At 64.1% G+C, this 16,536-nt stretch carries 14 protein-coding genes; 11 read left to right on the top strand and 3 right to left on the bottom strand.

The window, feature by feature from the left end; genetic code table 11:
* Nucleotides 1-10 precede the first annotated feature (10 nt).
* Nucleotides 11-886, bottom strand: coding sequence for a heme/hemin ABC transporter substrate-binding protein (locus tag ACM62G_RS16275; protein ID WP_419735168.1), 876 nt, complete (start codon nucleotides 884-886; stop codon nucleotides 11-13).
* A gap of 213 nt (nucleotides 887-1,099) precedes the next feature.
* On the opposite strand from ACM62G_RS16275, the gene ACM62G_RS16270 reads away from it, so the two are divergent.
* Complete coding sequence (locus ACM62G_RS16270) at nucleotides 1,100-1,417, top strand: Rieske (2Fe-2S) protein (RefSeq protein WP_054058234.1); 318 nt, start codon at nucleotides 1,100-1,102, stop codon at nucleotides 1,415-1,417.
* Here the strand turns inward: ACM62G_RS16270 and sfsA are convergent.
* On the bottom strand, nucleotides 1,414-2,121 hold the full coding sequence (sfsA, locus tag ACM62G_RS16265; RefSeq protein ID WP_419735167.1) for a DNA/RNA nuclease SfsA: 708 nt from the start codon (nucleotides 2,119-2,121) through the stop codon (nucleotides 1,414-1,416). The genes ACM62G_RS16270 and sfsA overlap by 4 nt on opposite strands.
* Nucleotides 2,121-3,293, bottom strand: coding sequence for a pyridoxal phosphate-dependent aminotransferase (locus tag ACM62G_RS16260; protein WP_054058236.1), 1,173 nt, complete (start codon nucleotides 3,291-3,293; stop codon nucleotides 2,121-2,123). Before ACM62G_RS16260 ends, sfsA begins: the two co-directional genes overlap by 1 nt.
* A 309-nt stretch (nucleotides 3,294-3,602) precedes the next feature.
* On the opposite strand from ACM62G_RS16260, the gene dksA reads away from it, so the two are divergent.
* The 10 genes from dksA to pgi all read left to right on the top strand — a co-directional run bounded on the left by dksA (nucleotide 3,603) and on the right by pgi (nucleotide 16,357).
* On the top strand, nucleotides 3,603-4,046 hold the full coding sequence (gene dksA, locus ACM62G_RS16255; RefSeq protein ID WP_017904154.1) for an RNA polymerase-binding protein DksA: 444 nt from the start codon (nucleotides 3,603-3,605) through the stop codon (nucleotides 4,044-4,046).
* 96 nt (nucleotides 4,047-4,142) lie between these two features.
* Entirely contained in the window at nucleotides 4,143-5,042 is a 900-nt protein-coding gene (gene gluQRS, locus ACM62G_RS16250) for a tRNA glutamyl-Q(34) synthetase GluQRS (RefSeq protein WP_419735166.1), read from the top strand.
* Between the two features lie 76 nt (nucleotides 5,043-5,118).
* Nucleotides 5,119-5,295 carry a hypothetical protein gene (locus ACM62G_RS16245; RefSeq protein ID WP_003176118.1) on the top strand — a complete coding sequence of 59 codons (177 nt, stop codon included), beginning with the start codon at nucleotides 5,119-5,121 and terminating at the stop codon, nucleotides 5,293-5,295.
* Nucleotides 5,279-8,233 (top strand): sensor histidine kinase, encoded by a 2,955-nt coding sequence (locus ACM62G_RS16240; protein WP_419735165.1) that lies wholly within the window; start codon nucleotides 5,279-5,281, stop codon nucleotides 8,231-8,233. The genes ACM62G_RS16245 and ACM62G_RS16240 overlap by 17 nt, the downstream gene beginning before the upstream one ends.
* A gap of 22 nt (nucleotides 8,234-8,255) precedes the next feature.
* Nucleotides 8,256-9,692 (top strand): sigma-54-dependent transcriptional regulator, encoded by a 1,437-nt coding sequence (locus ACM62G_RS16235; RefSeq protein WP_054058239.1) that lies wholly within the window; start codon nucleotides 8,256-8,258, stop codon nucleotides 9,690-9,692.
* 734 nt (nucleotides 9,693-10,426) lie between these two features.
* Nucleotides 10,427-11,815, top strand: a complete 1,389-nt coding sequence (locus tag ACM62G_RS16230; protein WP_419735164.1) for a polynucleotide adenylyltransferase PcnB — start codon at nucleotides 10,427-10,429, stop codon at nucleotides 11,813-11,815.
* A 4-nt stretch (nucleotides 11,816-11,819) separates the two neighbouring features.
* Entirely contained in the window at nucleotides 11,820-12,302 is a 483-nt protein-coding gene (gene folK, locus ACM62G_RS16225) for a 2-amino-4-hydroxy-6-hydroxymethyldihydropteridine diphosphokinase (RefSeq protein WP_419735163.1), read from the top strand.
* Between the two features lie 427 nt (nucleotides 12,303-12,729).
* Nucleotides 12,730-13,530, top strand: coding sequence for a 3-methyl-2-oxobutanoate hydroxymethyltransferase (gene panB / locus ACM62G_RS16220; protein ID WP_419735162.1), 801 nt, complete (start codon nucleotides 12,730-12,732; stop codon nucleotides 13,528-13,530).
* Nucleotides 13,527-14,387 carry a pantoate--beta-alanine ligase gene (gene panC, locus ACM62G_RS16215; protein WP_054058242.1) on the top strand — a complete coding sequence of 287 codons (861 nt, stop codon included), beginning with the start codon at nucleotides 13,527-13,529 and terminating at the stop codon, nucleotides 14,385-14,387. Before panB ends, panC begins: the two co-directional genes overlap by 4 nt.
* Nucleotides 14,388-14,692: 305 nt before the next feature.
* A complete protein-coding gene (gene pgi, locus ACM62G_RS16210) occupies nucleotides 14,693-16,357 on the top strand; it encodes a glucose-6-phosphate isomerase (protein WP_054058243.1) in 1,665 nt (554 codons plus the stop codon).
* Nucleotides 16,358-16,536: the final 179 nt, after the last annotated feature.

The raw sequence follows: 16,536 nt of genomic DNA, 5'->3' as shown, positions 1-16,536 counted from the left end.
ACCGGCGCGGTCATGGCGTGGCCGGGGCCTTTGCGTAGAGCTCAGTGGTCAGTTTTTTCAGCGACTCGGGCAACCGCGGACCGAGACCACCCACCAGCAGGGTCGGGTCGAGCTCAAAGAGCCGGCCGGACCTGGCCGCCCGGGTCGAGGCCAGAATCGGGTTTTCCTTCAGCAGCGCCTGGCGGGCAGCCTCACCGGTCAGGCTGCGATCGGCGAATACCAGCACCTCGGGATTCAATCCGGCCAGGGCTTCGACCGAAAACGGCTTGTAGCCAGTGTGGCTCGCCAGGTTATGCCCACCCGCCTGGGTCAACAGCCACTCGGCGGCGGTGCCCTTGCCGGCGACCAGCGGCTTGCCACCGGCGTTGCCGATCAGCAGCAACACTCCTGGCGCCGGCTGCCGGGCCTGGACCTCCCTGAGCCGGGCCTGCTGCCGGTCGAGCTGTTGTCGGAAGCCCTGAAACAGCTCTGCGGCCCGCTCCTCATCGCCCAGCAACCGGCCCAGGTGTTGCAGATTGCCTTGCAGGGTCGGCAAGTCCGGCTCGGCAGAGAACAGTTCCACCTGTACCCCGGCTCCGCGGACCTGCGCCAGCACGGGTGGCGGCCCCATCTCCTCGGTGCCGATCAGAATCTGCGGGCGCAGGCTCAGGATGCCTTCGGCCGACAACTGCCGCTGATAACCGATGCTCGGCAACGCCTTGAGGGTTTCGGGGTGCTGGCTGGTGGTGTCGACGCCAACCAGCCGCGCCTGCCCGCCCAGCGCACTGACCCACTCCGACAACGCGCCGCCGGCGCTGACCCAGCGTTGCGGCACCTCATCCGCCAGCGCCGCATGGCTGAGCGATAGCGCGGCTCCCAGTGCAATCAGACGTGAACTCAGGCGCATGGACAGACATCCTTGGAAAGGTGATCGAGCGACAGGCCCAAAGGAAGAAAGGCAGCAGACGCCCCTCAGGCAAATATCTATTTGATAATTATTTGCATTTGACCGTCAACCCGGAACATCTCTTGTCACAGGTTTCTCCCCATACCACCGATTGCCTTATCCTTCTCCCATGAAGGCAAGACCGGCTTGCAAAAGATCGATGAAAGGATCGGGATGAAATTTCTCTGCGCTTCAGACACCCTCGCCAACAATAGCAGCCGCGGCTTCGAGCTGGACGGCAGCGCATTGCTGGCCGTGCGTCGTGACGGTCGGGTGTATGTCTATCGCAATCGCTGCCCGCATCGCGGCATTGCCCTGGAGTGGCAGCCCGACCAGTTTCTGGATGCCAGCGCCAGCCTGATCCAGTGCGCCACCCACGGCGCCCTGTTCCTGATCGAAAGCGGCGAATGCGTGGCCGGGCCCTGCACCGGGCAATCGCTGACGGCGCTGGACTGCCGGGAAGACGCCGAGGGCGTCTGGGTCCGCGCCTAGAACAGCACCGGCAGGCGCCGATCCACGCGGATTTCCTCGGCACTGAGGCTGACCCCATAGGCAAGCACCTCGACGCCCGCCGCCACCGCCTCCCGCAGTGCCTGGGCGTAGGCCGGGTCGATTTCCCGGGCCGGACGCACCGCCTCGATCCCCGTCAGGTTCACGCAGTACAGTTGCACCGCCCGCACGCCCTCGCGCGCCAGGGTGGCCAATTCACGCAGGTGCTTGGCCCCGCGCTGGGTCACCGCATCCGGAAACGCCGCCACCGCGCTGTCGTCAAACCCGAGGGTGACGCTTTTCACCTCGACGAACGCCGGCCCCGCCGGATAGTCCAGGCGAAAATCGATCCGGCTGTTTTCCTGGCCGTAGGCGACCTCGCGCTTCAACCCGGTGAAGCCGGCAAGCTCGCTGATCAGCCCGGCACGCAGGGCCTCCTCGATCAACGGATTGGCCCGCGCGGTGTTGATGCACGCCAGCCGGCCCTGGGGCGTCTCGCCGATTTCCCAGGTGCCGGGCAGCTTGCGCCTCGGATCGTTGGAACGGCTGAACCAGACCAGCCCACCTTCGACCATACAATTGAGCATCGAGCCGGTGTTCGGGCAGTGGATGGTCATCAATTCACCGCTGACGGTCTCGATGTCCGCCAGGAAGCGCTTGTAGCGCCTGATCAGCCGCCCCTCTTCGAGTGCAGGAGAAAAACGCATCAGCCTTGCCAGCTCCGCAGGCCACGGGCAATCCGCTCCACCGCTTCCTGCAGGCGCGGCAGGCTTTGGGTGTAGGCGAACCGCACATGCCGGCTGGCCAGGTGATGACCGAAATCCAGGCCCGGGGTGAACGCCACGTGCTCGGTCTCCAGGAAATGTTTGCAGAACGCGAAGGCATCACCGCCGAACGCGCTGACATCCGCGTAGAGGTAGAACGCCCCTTCAGGCTCCACCGCGATGCCGAAACCCAACTCGCGCAACGCCGGCAGGAGGAAGTCCCGGCGACGGGCGAACTCGGCCCGACGCTCCTCGAGAATGCTCAGGGTCTGCGGTTCGAAACACGCCAGGGCAGCATGCTGGGCCATGCTCGGAGCGCTGATGTAGAGGTTCTGGGCCAGTTTCTCCAACTCGGCCACGGCCTGCGGTGGCGCCACCAGCCAACCCAGGCGCCAACCGGTCATGCCGAAATATTTGGAAAAGCTATTCAGGACAAAGGCACCGTCGTCGACTTCCAGCACGCTGGCGGCGTCGCAGCCATAGGTCAGCCCATGGTAGATCTCGTCGACCACCAGGTGACCGCCATGGGCCGTGACCGCTTTCGACAGCCCCGCCAACTCGTCACGGCTCAGCAGGGTTCCGGTCGGGTTCGCCGGGGAAGCGACCAGGGCGCCGACGCTGTCAGGGTTCCAGTGCCGGTCCACCAGTTCGGCGGTCAGCTGGTAACGGACATCCGGCCCCACCGGCACCAACTGGGCGGCACCTTCCACCAGGCGCAGGAAGTGGCGATTGCACGGGTAACCCGGATCGGCCAGCAGCCAGTGCTTGCCCGGGTCGACCAGCAGGCTGCTGGCCAGCAGCAGCGCCCCGGAGCCGCCGGGAGTGACCAGGATGCGCTGCGGATCGATGTCCAGGCCGTAGCGCTGCCGGTAGAACCCGGCGATCGCCTCGCGCAGTTGCGGCAGGCCGCGGGCGGCGGTGTAGCTGGTCTTGCCCGCCGCCAGGGCCGCCTGGCCGGCCCGGATGATCGGCTCGGCGGTGGTGAAATCCGGCTCACCGATTTCCAGGTGGATCACGTCGTGCCCGGCGGCCTGCAGCTCGTTGGCGCGCGCCAGCAGGGCCATCACGTGGAACGGTTCGATCGCGCGACTGCGCGCACTGTAGAGCTGAGCCATTGGCCTTCCTTGCATTCGGGTGGGCAAAATCGCTTTGGGCAAAGCCTGATCTTACCCGAGCGCAGCCCGCCGGGAACCTTTAAAAGATCGCCGAAGTCCATGAATACCGGTAACGAAGCATTCCGACATCATGGCCAGGATTGACTAAAATGAATTATCAATGATCCCTTCCCGCCAGGCTCGACAACCGGGAGTAGCGCGCCCCGATTTGATCTGGTAAGTTCGCCCGCTTGCAGCCGCAGGGCCGGCAGGTGTCGGTAACGTTTCAATCCTGCGCAATGGATTAGAAGAGTAGAGGCGGTCCATTACATGCCCACCCAAGCAAAGCAGCAAAACATCCAGTCGATCAGCGGCTTCGAACCCTACGTTGAAAGCCAGGGCGAGGAGTACATGGGTGAGCCCATGCGCAAGCACTTCACCAAGATCCTGCAGAAGTGGAAGCAGGACCTGATGCAGGAAGTCGACCGCACCGTTGATCACATGAAAGATGAAGCAGCCAACTTTCCTGATCCCGCCGACCGAGCCAGCCAGGAAGAGGAATTCAGCCTCGAACTGCGCGCCCGCGACCGCGAACGCAAACTGATCAAGAAGATCGACAAGACCCTGCAGCTCATCGAGGACGAAGAGTACGGCTGGTGCGAATCCTGTGGCGTCGAGATCGGTATCCGCCGTCTGGAAGCCCGTCCGACCGCCGACATGTGCGTCGACTGCAAGACCCTTGCAGAAATCAAGGAAAAACAGGTCGGCAAGTAAACGTCGCCGGACTGAACGAACGGAGCGTGCGAACGCTCCGTTTTCGTTTCTGCGTCTACTGGCACCACCCGCGGACTCTCCAGTACCCTGCCCGTCATGACTGCCCTTACCGCTTCTCCCGCCTACATCGGGCGCTTCGCCCCGACGCCCAGTGGGCACCTGCACTTCGGCTCGCTGGTCGCGGCGCTGGCCTCCTACCTGGACGCCCGCGCGGTCGGCGGCCGCTGGCTGCTGCGCATGGAAGACCTCGACCCTCCGCGGGAAGAGCCCGGTGCCCAGGCGGCGATTCTCGACGCCCTGGAGCGCTACGGTTTCGAGTGGGACGGCGAACTGATCCGCCAGAGCGAGCGCCATGACGCCTACGCCCAGGTGCTCGAACGCCTGTTCAGCCAGGGCCTGGCCTACGCCTGCACCTGCTCGCGCAAGGAACTGGAGGCCTACCACGGCATCTACCCGGGCCTGTGCCGCAACCTCGGCCATGCCCGCGAGAACGCCGCCATCCGCCTGCGGGTCCCGGAACTCGGCTACAGCTTCCAGGACCGGGTCCAGGGCGAGTTCCGCCAGCACCTGGGCCGCGAGGCCGGCGACTTCGTCATCCGCCGCCGCGACGGCCTCTACGCCTACCAACTGGCGGTGGTCCTCGACGACGCCTGGCAGGGTGTCACCGATATCGTGCGCGGGGCCGACCTGCTCGACTCGACGCCGCGCCAGCTCTACCTGCAGGAACTGCTCGGCTTGCCGCAACCGCGCTACCTGCATGTGCCGCTGATCATCCAGCCCAATGGCAACAAGCTCGGCAAGTCCTACCGTTCACCGCCGCTGACCGGCGACCAGGCCACCCCCTTGCTGCTGCGTGCCCTGCGCACCCTGGGCCAGCAACCACCGGCCGAACTGCAACAGGCCAGCCCGCGGGAAGTGCTCGACTGGGGAATTGGCCATTGGGATGCCACACTGATTCCCAGGGTCGCGACCCTGGCCGAGGCGCAATTGCACTGACGCCCCTTGCAGGTTGGCGCCCATCCGTTACCATCGCCGCACGTTTTCGGGCACGTCACAAAAAAGAGAGGCCAGGATGTACATCTATCGTTTGGTCCTGCTCCTGGTCGTCGGGATCTACCTGTTCTCGCCAGCGATCATGGATTGGTGGATCGACGCGACAGGCGCCTGGTATCGGCCTTACCTGCTCTGGCTGATCCTGATCGTCGTGACCTTCATCCTGCAGAGCCAAAAAGATGCCGATGAGCTTTAGCCTGACCCAGATGTTGCTGGTCAGCGCCGCGTACCTGCTGGCGCTGTTCGGCGTGGCCTGGATCAGTGAACGGGGCGTGATCCCGCGCTCGATCATTCGCCACCCGCTGACCTACACCCTGTCGCTGGGCGTCTATGCCAGCGCCTGGGCGTTCTATGGCACGGTGGGCCTGGCCTACCAGTACGGCTATGGCTTCCTCTCCAGCTACCTCGGCGTCTCCGGCGCGTTCCTGCTGGCGCCGGTGCTGCTCTACCCGATCCTGAAGATTACCCGAACCTACCAGTTGTCCTCGCTGGCCGACCTGTTCGCCTTTCGCTTTCGCAGCACCTGGGCCGGGGCGCTGACCACAGTGTTCATGCTGGTCGGCGTCTTGCCGCTACTGGCCCTGCAGATCCAGGCGGTGGCCGACTCCATCGGCATCCTCACCCGCGAGCCGGTGCAGCACCGCGTGGCCCTGAGCTTCTGCGCACTGGTCACGCTGTTCACCATCTTCTTCGGCTCGCGGCACATCGCCACCCGGGAAAAACACCAGGGCCTGGTGTTCGCGATCGCCTTCGAGTCGGTGATCAAGCTGGTGGCCATCGGCGGGGTCGGCCTCTACGCCCTCTATGGCGTATTCGACGGCCCGCAGCAACTGGAGCTGTGGCTGCTGCAGAACCAGACCGCCCTCGCCGCCCTGCACACGCCGCTGCAGGAAGGCCCCTGGCGCACGCTGCTGCTGGTGTTCTTCGCCTCAGCCATCGTCATGCCGCACATGTATCACATGGCCTTCACCGAGAACCTCAACCCGCGCTCACTGGTCAGCGCCAGTTGGGGCCTGCCGCTGTTCCTGCTGCTGATGAGCCTGGCGGTGCCGCTGATTCTCTGGGCCGGCCTGAAGCTCGGCGCCACCACCAACCCGGAATACTTCACCCTCGGCATCGGCATCGCCGCCAACAACCCGGCCCTGGCCCTGCTGGCCTATGTCGGCGGCCTCTCGGCGGCCACCGGGCTGATCATCGTCACCACCCTGGCCCTCTCCGGCATGGCCCTCAACCACCTGGTGCTGCCGCTCTACCAGCCACCGGCCGAAGGCAATATCTACCGTTGGCTGAAGTGGACCCGCCGTGCCCTGATCGTCGCGATCATCATGGCCGGCTACGGCTTCTACCTGCTGCTGGGCGCCGAGCAGGACCTGGCCAACCTGGGCATCGTCGCCTTCGTCGCCACCCTGCAGTTCCTGCCGGGCGTGCTCTCGGTGCTGTACTGGCCGACCGCCAATCGCCGGGGCTTCATCGCCGGCCTGCTGGCCGGGGTGCTGGTGTGGGTGGTGACCATGATGTTGCCGTTGATCGGCAACCTGCAGGGTTTCTATATTCCACTGCTGAACATGATCTACGTGCTGGACGACACCAGTTGGCATATGGCGGCCATTGCCTCGCTGGCGGCCAACGTGCTGATGTTCACCCTGGTCTCCCTGTTCAGCAATGCCAGCGCCGAGGAAGCCAGTGCCGCCGAGGCCTGCGCGGTCGACAACGTCCGCCGCCCGCAACGCCGCGAACTGCATGCCGCCTCGCCCCAGGAATTCGCCACGCAACTGGCCAAGCCGCTGGGGGCCAAGGCTGCGCAGAAGGAAGTCGAGCAGGCCCTGCGTGATCTCTACCTGCCCTTCGACGAACGCCGCCCCTACGCCCTGCGCCGCCTGCGCGACCGCATCGAGGCCAACCTCTCCGGCCTGATGGGGCCGAGCGTGGCCCAGGACATGGTCGAGACCTTCCTGCCCTACAAGGCCGGCGGCGAAAGCTACGTGACCGAGGATATCCACTTCATCGAGAGCCGCCTCGAGGATTACCATTCGCGCCTGACCGGCCTCGCTGCCGAACTCGATGCCTTGCGCCGCTACCACCGCCAGACCCTGCAGGAACTGCCGATGGGCGTCTGCTCGCTGGCCAAGGACCAGGAAATCCTCATGTGGAACAGGGCCATGGAAGAACTGACCGGCGTCGCCGCACAACGGGTGGTCGGCTCGCGTCTGCCGACCCTGGGGGAGCCCTGGCGAGAATTGTTACAAGGTTTTATCGACCTGCCGGACGAACACCTGCACAAGCAGCGCCTGGCCCTTGACGGCCAGACCCGCTGGCTGAACCTGCACAAGGCGGCGATCGACGAGCCGCTGGCCCCCGGCAACAGCGGGCTGGTGCTGCTGGTCGAGGACCTGACCGAAACGCAGATGCTCGAGGACAAGCTGGTGCACTCCGAGCGCCTGGCGAGCATCGGCCGCCTGGCGGCCGGGGTCGCCCATGAAATCGGCAACCCGATCACCGGTATCGCCTGCCTGGCGCAGAACCTGCGCGAGGAGCGCGAGGAAGATGGCGAGATCACCGAAATCAGCGGGCAGATCCTCGAACAGACCAAGCGCGTATCGCGCATCGTCCAGTCGCTGATGAGCTTCGCCCATGCCGGCAGCCACCAGCACAACGACGAAGCGGTGTGCCTGGCCGAGGTCGCGCAGGATGCCATTGGTCTGCTGGCCCTGAACCGGCGCAATTTCGAAGTACAGTTCTTCAACCTCTGCGACCCGGACCATTATGTCGAGGGCGACCCGCAGCGCCTGGCGCAGGTGCTGATCAACCTGCTGTCCAACGCCCGTGACGCGTCGCCCGCCGGCAGCGCGGTACGGGTCAAGAGCGAGGCCTTCGAACATACCGTCGATCTGATCGTCGAAGATGAAGGCAGTGGTATTCCGAAGAACATCATGGACCGATTGTTCGAACCCTTCTTCACCACCAAGGATCCTGGCGAAGGTACCGGACTGGGCCTTGCACTGGTCTATTCCATCGTTGAAGAGCATTATGGACAAATCACCATCGACAGCCCGGCTGACACCGAAGGCCAACGTGGCACCCGTATCCGGATAACCCTGCCGCGTCATGTCGAAGCGACGTCCGCTGTGAACTGAGACCGTCGAGAGAACCGAATCAATGCCGCACATTTTGATCGTCGAAGACGAAACCATCATCCGCTCCGCGCTGCGCCGCCTGCTGGAGCGCAATCAGTACCAGGTCAGCGAGGCCGGCTCGGTACAGGAAGCCCAGGAGCGCTTCAGCATCCCCTCGTTCGACCTGATCGTCAGCGACCTGCGCCTGCCCGGCGCACCGGGCACCGAACTGATCAAGCTCGGCCAGGGCACCCCGGTGCTGATCATGACCAGCTACGCCAGCCTGCGCTCGGCCGTCGACTCGATGAAGATGGGCGCGGTGGACTACATCGCCAAGCCGTTCGACCACGACGAAATGCTGCAGGCCGTCGCGCGCATCCTGCGTGATCGCCAGAACGGCCAGGCCGCCCCCGCCGAGCGCAGTGCGCCCAAGAGCGGCGGCGCGGCGGAGAAATCCCTGGGCGGCAACAGCAACGGCGAGATCGGCATCATCGGCTCCTGCCCGCCGATGCAGGACCTCTACGGCAAGATCCGCAAGGTCGCGCCCACCGACTCCAACGTGCTGATCCAGGGCGAGTCGGGCACCGGCAAGGAGCTGGTGGCCCGCGCCCTGCACAACCTGTCCAAGCGGGCCAAGGCGCCGATGATCTCGGTCAACTGCGCGGCCATTCCGGAAACCCTGATCGAGTCCGAGCTGTTCGGCCACGAGAAAGGCGCATTCACCGGTGCCAGCGCCGGTCGCGCCGGCCTGGTGGAGGCTGCCGACGGCGGCACGCTGTTCCTCGACGAGATCGGCGAATTGCCACTGGAGGCCCAGGCCCGCCTGTTGCGCGTACTGCAGGAAGGCGAGATCCGTCGGGTCGGTTCGGTGCAGTCGCAGAAGGTCGATGTGCGCCTGATCGCCGCGACCCACCGCGACCTCAAGAGCCTGGCCAAGATCGGCCAGTTCCGCGAAGACCTGTATTACCGCCTGCACGTGATTGCACTGAAGTTGCCGGCCCTGCGCGAACGCGGTGCAGACGTCAACGAGATCGCCAACGCCTTCCTCGCCCGCCAGAGCGCGCGGATCGGCCGCAACGACCTCAAGTTCGCCGCGGACGCCGAACAAGCCATCCGCCACTATTCCTGGCCGGGTAACGTCCGGGAACTGGAGAACGCGGTCGAGCGCGCGGTGATCCTCTGCGAGAACCCGGAAATCTCCGCCGACCTGCTGGGCATCGACATCGAGCTGGGCGACCTGGAGGAAGAGGAATTCATCGGTCTCACACCGGCGCCGAGCAACCCGGCCAATACCAGTCATGAGCCGACCGAGGACCTGTCGCTGGAAGACTACTTCCAGCACTTCGTCCTCGAGCACCAGGACCACATGACCGAGACCGAGCTGGCGCGCAAGCTCGGGGTCAGCCGCAAGTGCCTGTGGGAGCGCCGCCAGCGCCTGGGCATTCCACGGCGCAAAACCGGAGCGACCAGCGAAAGCTGAGTGGGGAGCCAGCCCCACAGGTAACACCCTCCCCTGTGAAAAAACTGTTACCTCAGATTTTTCACGTAACAAAAGCCGGGTCTATCGGTAACGAAAGCCCGGCTTTTTTTCGGCCATGAAAAACTGGAAAACCCTCGAACCCCCCGGTTTTGCTGGGCTTTGCAAAAGTTGGCACGGCACCTGCTATATGTCTGGCACAAGAACAATAACAAGCAACGTACAAGACAATAAAAATAAGACGAATCGACTCACGCATAACAAAAACAACACGGCGGAGGCGCAGCTAACTGATTCTTTTGGAGAGGCGTTGTATTTGGGGCTTGCCCCACGACCAGGCCGAGAACAACAAAAACTGCACTTGACGCAGAGCCTGAACTGGTTGGATCCACGGATCACCACAACACAGCGACCAAAACAATCCGTTTGCTCTTATCTCCCGATTGGGAGATGTCACAGGCAAGAAGACCTGCGACACAGGGCAATCACAAAAACAAGAAGCCCGCGACCATAATAAAAAGAGCACACAACTACTTCTGGGGGAGCTTCGAGCTCCCCTTGTAGTTTCCGCAACATCCTTCCCGCCCCTGTTTCAGCCCCGCGCCACAAGGCCTCAAGCCACCTTGGGCTCTCGTCCCGCAGCGTCCTACACCATCCCTCGACTAAATGCTAGAATCCCCGCCCATCATGCGGCCATTATCCGTGCTCGCCGAATATTCCTTCAAACAGTGCATCCCATGCTGAAGAAGCTGTTCCAGTCATTCCGTTCTCCCTTGCGTCGAACGCAACACAAGCGCAGTACCCCTGAAGTGCTCAACAGCAGCCAGCATTCGCTGCAAAAGGCCCAATTCAGCCGGTATGCGGTGAATATCGTCGAACGCCTGCAGAACGCCGGCTACCAGGCCTACCTGGTCGGCGGATGCGTGCGCGACATGCTGCTGGGTATCACGCCCAAGGACTTCGACGTCGCCACCAGCGCCACGCCGGAACAGATCCGTGCCGAGTTCCGCAACGCCCGTATCATCGGTCGCCGGTTCAAACTGGTGCACATTCATTTCGGCCGGGAAATCATCGAGGTCGCGACCTTCCGCGCCAACCATCCGCAGGATGAAGACGAGGAAGACAGCAACCAGTCCTCCCGCAACGAAAGCGGGCGCATCCTGCGCGACAACGTCTACGGCACCCTCGAAGACGACGCCCAGCGCCGTGACTTCACGATCAATGCCCTGTACTACGACCCGGTCAGCGAGCGCATCCTCGACTACGCCAATGGCGTGCACGATATCCGCAACCGACTGATCCGCCTGATCGGCGACCCGATCCGCCGCTACCAGGAAGACCCGGTACGGATGCTGCGGGCCGTACGTTTCGCCGCCAAGCTCGACTTCGGCATCGAACGCCATACCGTCGCCCCGATCCGCGACCTGGCGCCGCTGCTGCGCGAGATCCCGTCGGCGCGGCTGTTCGAGGAGGTACTCAAGCTGTTCCTCTCCGGCCATGCCGCCGACACCTTCGAGATGCTGGTCGACCTGAACCTGTTCGAACCCCTGTTCCCGGCCAGTTTCGAGGCGCTGGAAAACAATCCGACCTACACCCACACACTGATCAGCCAGGCGCTGATCAACACCGACCTGCGCATCAAGCAGAACAAGCCGGTGACCCCGGCGTTCCTGTTCGCCGCGCTGCTGTGGCCGGCCCTGCCGGCGCGGGTGCTGCGCCTGCAATCACGCGGCATGCCGCCGATTCCGGCGATGCAGGAAGCCGCCCACGAACTGATCAGCGAACAGTGCCAGCGCATTGCGATCCCCAAGCGGTTCACCCTGCCGATCCGCGAGATCTGGGACATGCAGGAACGCCTGCCACGTCGCAGCGGCAAACGCGCCGACCAGTTGCTGGACAACCCGCGCTTCCGCGCCGGCTACGACTTCCTGCTGCTGCGCGAAACCGCCGGCGAGCAGACCGATGGCCTGGGCGACTGGTGGACCGACTATCAGGACGCCACCGATGCCGGCCGCCGCGACATGATCCGCGACCTCAGCGGCAAGGAAGAGAGCAGCGGTGCGCCCCGCAAGCGTCGGCGCAGCAGCGCCGGCAAACGCAAGCGCACCGCCGGTTCGGAAGAGTGACGTGATGGAACGCATCTACATCGGCCTGGGCAGCAACCTGGCGGACCCGGCGGAGCAATTGCGCAACGCGGTACAGGCCCTGGCCCAACTGCCGGACAGCGAACTGGCCGGCGTTTCCGCGTTCTACCAGAGCGACTCGCTGCTTCCCGGTCAACCGCGCTACACCAACGCGGTCGCGGCCCTCGACAGCCGCCTGGCGCCCCTGGAACTGCTCGACGCCCTGCAGCGCATCGAACTCGACCAGGGCCGCGAGCGCCACGAGCGCTGGGGCCCGCGCACGCTGGACCTGGACATCCTGCTGTTCGGTGACCGCCTGATCGACGAACCGCGGCTGAAAGTCCCGCACTACCACATGCAGGCGCGCCCGTTCGTGCTGTATCCGTTGGCGGAACTGGCTCCGGCCGACCTGCAACTGGCCGATGGCCGCAGCCTGCAGAACTTGCTCGCCGAATGCCCGTTCGTCGGCCTGGAGCGCCTGGCCCAGTAATCCCCCTCCCTGTAGGAGCCGGGCTTGCCCGCGAAGGCCCCTCGCTGGCGCCGCCCATGCCTGGGCAGGCTGCGAACATCTCGGTGGATGGCCGCCCTTGGCGGTTCGCGGGCAAGCCCGGCTCCTACAGGCCGCGTTTCAACCAGCACCACGAATTTCATCAACACAGGGTTGCGTTTGTTTTTCGGCAACACTGCTGAATCGCATCAGTCAGAGCGGTAACACTTGTGCCGTAACATCGCGGTAACACACACGATTGACTTCCCCAGTCCTCCTCACGACTATAGGCGTCCCATTGCCGCCCCTGCGGCGTTAAAGGGCGCAATCCAGGCTTTATAAGCACGACAGAAGAACGTGCGCCTGTATAAATGACGAATCACGCGCGTTACTCGCAGTAATTTGCACGGCGCCTGAAGAGGACTTTTTCATGCCAGACATTACCCTGACCACCTTGCAAGGCCTCAAGCAGAAAGGTGAGAAAATCACCATGCTGACCTGCTATGACGCCACCTTCGCCCATGCCAGCTGTGAAGCCGGTGTCGAGGTGCTGCTGATTGGCGATTCGCTGGGCATGGTTTCCCAAGGGCATGACAGCACACTGCCAGTGACGGTGGCCGAAGTCGCCTACCACACCGCCAGCGTCAAGCGCGGCAACCAGGGCGCCTTCATCGTCGCCGACCTGCCGTTCATGGCCTACGCCACCGTCGAACAGACCCTGCACAACAGTGCCCAACTGATGCAGGCCGGTGCCAACATGGTCAAGGTCGAAGGCGCCGCCTGGCTGGCCGAGTCCATTCGCCTGCTCGCCGAGCGCGGTGTGCCGGTGTGTGCGCACATGGGGCTGACCCCGCAGTCGGTGAACATCTTCGGCGGCTACAAAGTCCAGGGCCGCGGCGAAGCCCAGGCGCGACAGATGCGCGCCGACGCCATTGCCCTGGAACAGGCCGGCGCCGCGATGATCCTGCTCGAATGCGTACCGAGCGACCTCGCCGCGGAAATCACCCAGGCGGTCAAGGTACCGGTCATCGGCATCGGTGCCGGCAGTGCGACCGACGGCCAGGTGCTGGTGCTGCACGATATGCTCGGCCTTTCCATCAGCGGCCGCGTGCCCAAGTTCGTCAAGAACTTCATGGCCGGCCAGGCCAGCATCCAGGCCGCCATCGGCGCCTACGTCAGCGAAGTCAAGGCAGTCACCTTCCCTGGAACCGAACACGGGTTTTCGGCATGAACACAGTAAAGACCGTCCGTGAACTGCGGGCCGCCGTCGCGCGCGCCCGCAGCGAAGGCAAACGCATCGGCTTCGTGCCGACCATGGGCAACCTGCACGCCGGCCACGCCGCGCTGGTGACCAAGGCCGCACAACGGGTGGACTTCGTGGTGGCGAGCATCTTCGTCAACCCGCTGCAGTTCGGCGCCAACGAAGACCTCGACAAGTACCCGCGCACCCTCGCCGCCGACCAGGAAAAACTGCTGGAAGCCGGCTGCCACCTGCTGTTCGCGCCAACGGTGGAAGAGATGTACCCCGACGGCATGGCCGGCCAGACCCGGGTCAGCGTCCCGCAATTGTCCCAAGGCCTGTGCGGCGCCAGCCGCCCCGGGCACTTCGAAGGCGTGGCGACCGTGGTCAGCAAGCTGTTCAACATGGTCCAGCCGGACCTGGCCGTGTTCGGCCAGAAGGACTTCCAGCAACTGGCGGTGATTCGCGCGCTGGTCCACGACCTGAACATGCCGATCCAGATCATCGGCGAGCCGACGGTGCGTGCCGCCGATGGCCTGGCGCTGTCCTCGCGCAACGGTTTCCTCAGTGAAACGGAGCGTGCCACCGCCCCGGCCCTGTATCGCAGCCTGAGCCAGATCGCCACGGCCATCGAGCAGGGCGAGCGCGATTATCCGAAGCTGCTCGCCGAGCAGACCCGGCTGATCGAGGCCGCCGGTTTTCGGGTGGACTACCTGGAAATCCGCCACGCCCTGAACCTGCGCACCGCCACCGCACAGGATCGCGACCTGGTGATTCTGGTCGCGGCGTTCCTCGGTACTACCCGCCTGATCGACAACCTGCACCTGAACCTCGACACCCCGGCCTGAGCAGCGATTGCCCGAGCCCCAGGCTTCGGGCAAACTGCCGCCGCACCTGGACTTCCATACGACCTCGGAACTGTTCGCCCACCCACCGGAAAACCCGGGAGTGCGAAATAGTACCGGGAAAAGGTCAGACAAAGCCAAGACAGACGCCAGCGCGAGGTTTACTGTAATCGCGCTGCGTCTCCCCAACCGTGCCGACGCAGGTTGCCGGACACTGCCACCGATAAAAGCAGGACGTTCCGGCGTTTCTGGTGTCCAAAAAAGCCACATGTCCAAAAGGCAGTTCTCGTAAAAGGAAATCCGCAGCGATGGCGTACTACCGCACTCCTCACGACGTGACCGCTCTGCCCGCCTGGCAGGCGCTGAATCAACACCGCGAAAACATGCACAACTTCAGCATGCGCGAAGCCTTTAATGCCGATCCGCAGCGCTTCAACCAATTCACGCTCAGCAGCTGCGGGTTGTTTCTCGACTACTCCAAGAACCTGATCACCAGCGAGACCCGCAACCTGCTGGTCGGCCTGGCCAACGAAGTCGACCTGCAAGGCGCGATCAAGGCACTGTTCGCCGGCGAGCCGGTCAACTCCTCCGAGGCCCGCCCGGCACTGCACACTGCCCTGCGCCGGCCGGTCGGCGACAAGCTGCTGGTCAACGGCGTCAACGTGATGCCCGACGTGCACAAGGTGCTGAACCAGATCACCGAACTGGTCGGGCGCATTCACGACGGCCTGTGGCGCGGTTACAGCGAGAAGCCGATCACCGACGTGGTGAACATCGGTATCGGTGGCTCGTTCCTCGGCCCGGAACTGGTTTCCGAAGCCCTGCTGTCCTACACCCACAAGGGCGTGCGCTGCCACTACCTGGCGAACATCGACGGCAGCGAGTTCCACGAACTGTCGGCGAAGATTCGCGCCGAGACCACCCTGTTCATCGTCTCGTCGAAATCCTTCAACACCCTCGAAACCCTGAAGAACGCCCAGGCCGCCCGTTCCTGGTACCTGGCCCAGGGCGGTTCCGAGGCCGAGCTGTACAAGCACTTCATCGCGGTGTCGAGCAACAATGCCGCCGCCGTGGCCTTCGGTATCCGCGAAGAGAACATCTTCCCGATGTGGGACTGGGTCGGCGGCCGCTACTCACTGTGGTCGGCCATCGGTCTGCCGATCGCCCTGGCCATCGGCATGTCGAACTTCAAGGAACTGCTGTCCGGTGCCTACACCATGGACCAGCACTTCCAGAACGCGCCGTTCGAACAGAACATGCCGGTGCTGCTGGCCCTGCTGGGCGTCTGGTATGGCAACTTCTGGGGTGCGCAGAGCCATGCGATCCTGCCGTACGACCACTACCTGCGCAACATCACCAAACACCTGCAGCAGTTGGACATGGAATCCAACGGCAAGAGCGTACGCCAGGACGGTACGCCGGTTTCGACCGACACCGGCCCGGTGATCTGGGGCGGCGTCGGCTGCAACGGCCAGCACGCCTACCACCAGTTGCTGCACCAGGGCACCCAACTGATCCCGGCCGACTTCATCGTGCCGATCGTCAGCTTCAACCCGGTCGCCGACCACCACCAGTGGCTGTACGCCAACTGCCTGTCGCAGAGCCAGGCGCTGATGCTCGGCAAGACCCGCGCCGAGGCCGAAGCCGAGCTGCGTGAGAAAGGCCTGAGCGAGGCCGACGTGCAGAAACTGGCGCCGCACAAGGTGATTCCGGGCAACCGTCCGAGCAACACCCTGGTGGTCGAACGCATCAGCCCGCGCCGCCTGGGCGCCCTGGTCGCGATGTACGAGCACAAGGTTTTCGTGCAGAGCGTGATCTGGGGTATCAACGCCTTCGACCAGTGGGGCGTGGAACTGGGCAAGGAACTGGGCAAGGGCGTCTACAACCGCCTGACCGGCACCGAGGAGTCCGCTGCCGAAGACGCCTCGACCCAGGGGTTGATCAACTACTTCCGCGGTCGTCATCGCGGTTGATTCCGGGCATTCTCCCCTGCTCGTGGAGGTTTCAGGTTTGGAGCAGGGTTTGCTGGCCCATTCGCGGGCAAGCCCGGCTCCTACAGGGGGCCGGGACAGGTCCATACAGAAGACAGGCCCACTGCGGGCCTGTCTTTTTTTGCCAACTGGGCGCACCCTTAGGCTTGTCGCAGACAAGA

Origin of the sequence: Pseudomonas sp. COR18 (genome assembly GCF_048568395.1) — a bacterium.
Lineage (GTDB): Bacteria > Pseudomonadota > Gammaproteobacteria > Pseudomonadales > Pseudomonadaceae > Aquipseudomonas > Aquipseudomonas fuscovaginae_B.
The sequence above is the reverse complement of the archived record's forward strand: the minus strand, read 5'-3'. Positions and strand labels throughout refer to the sequence as shown.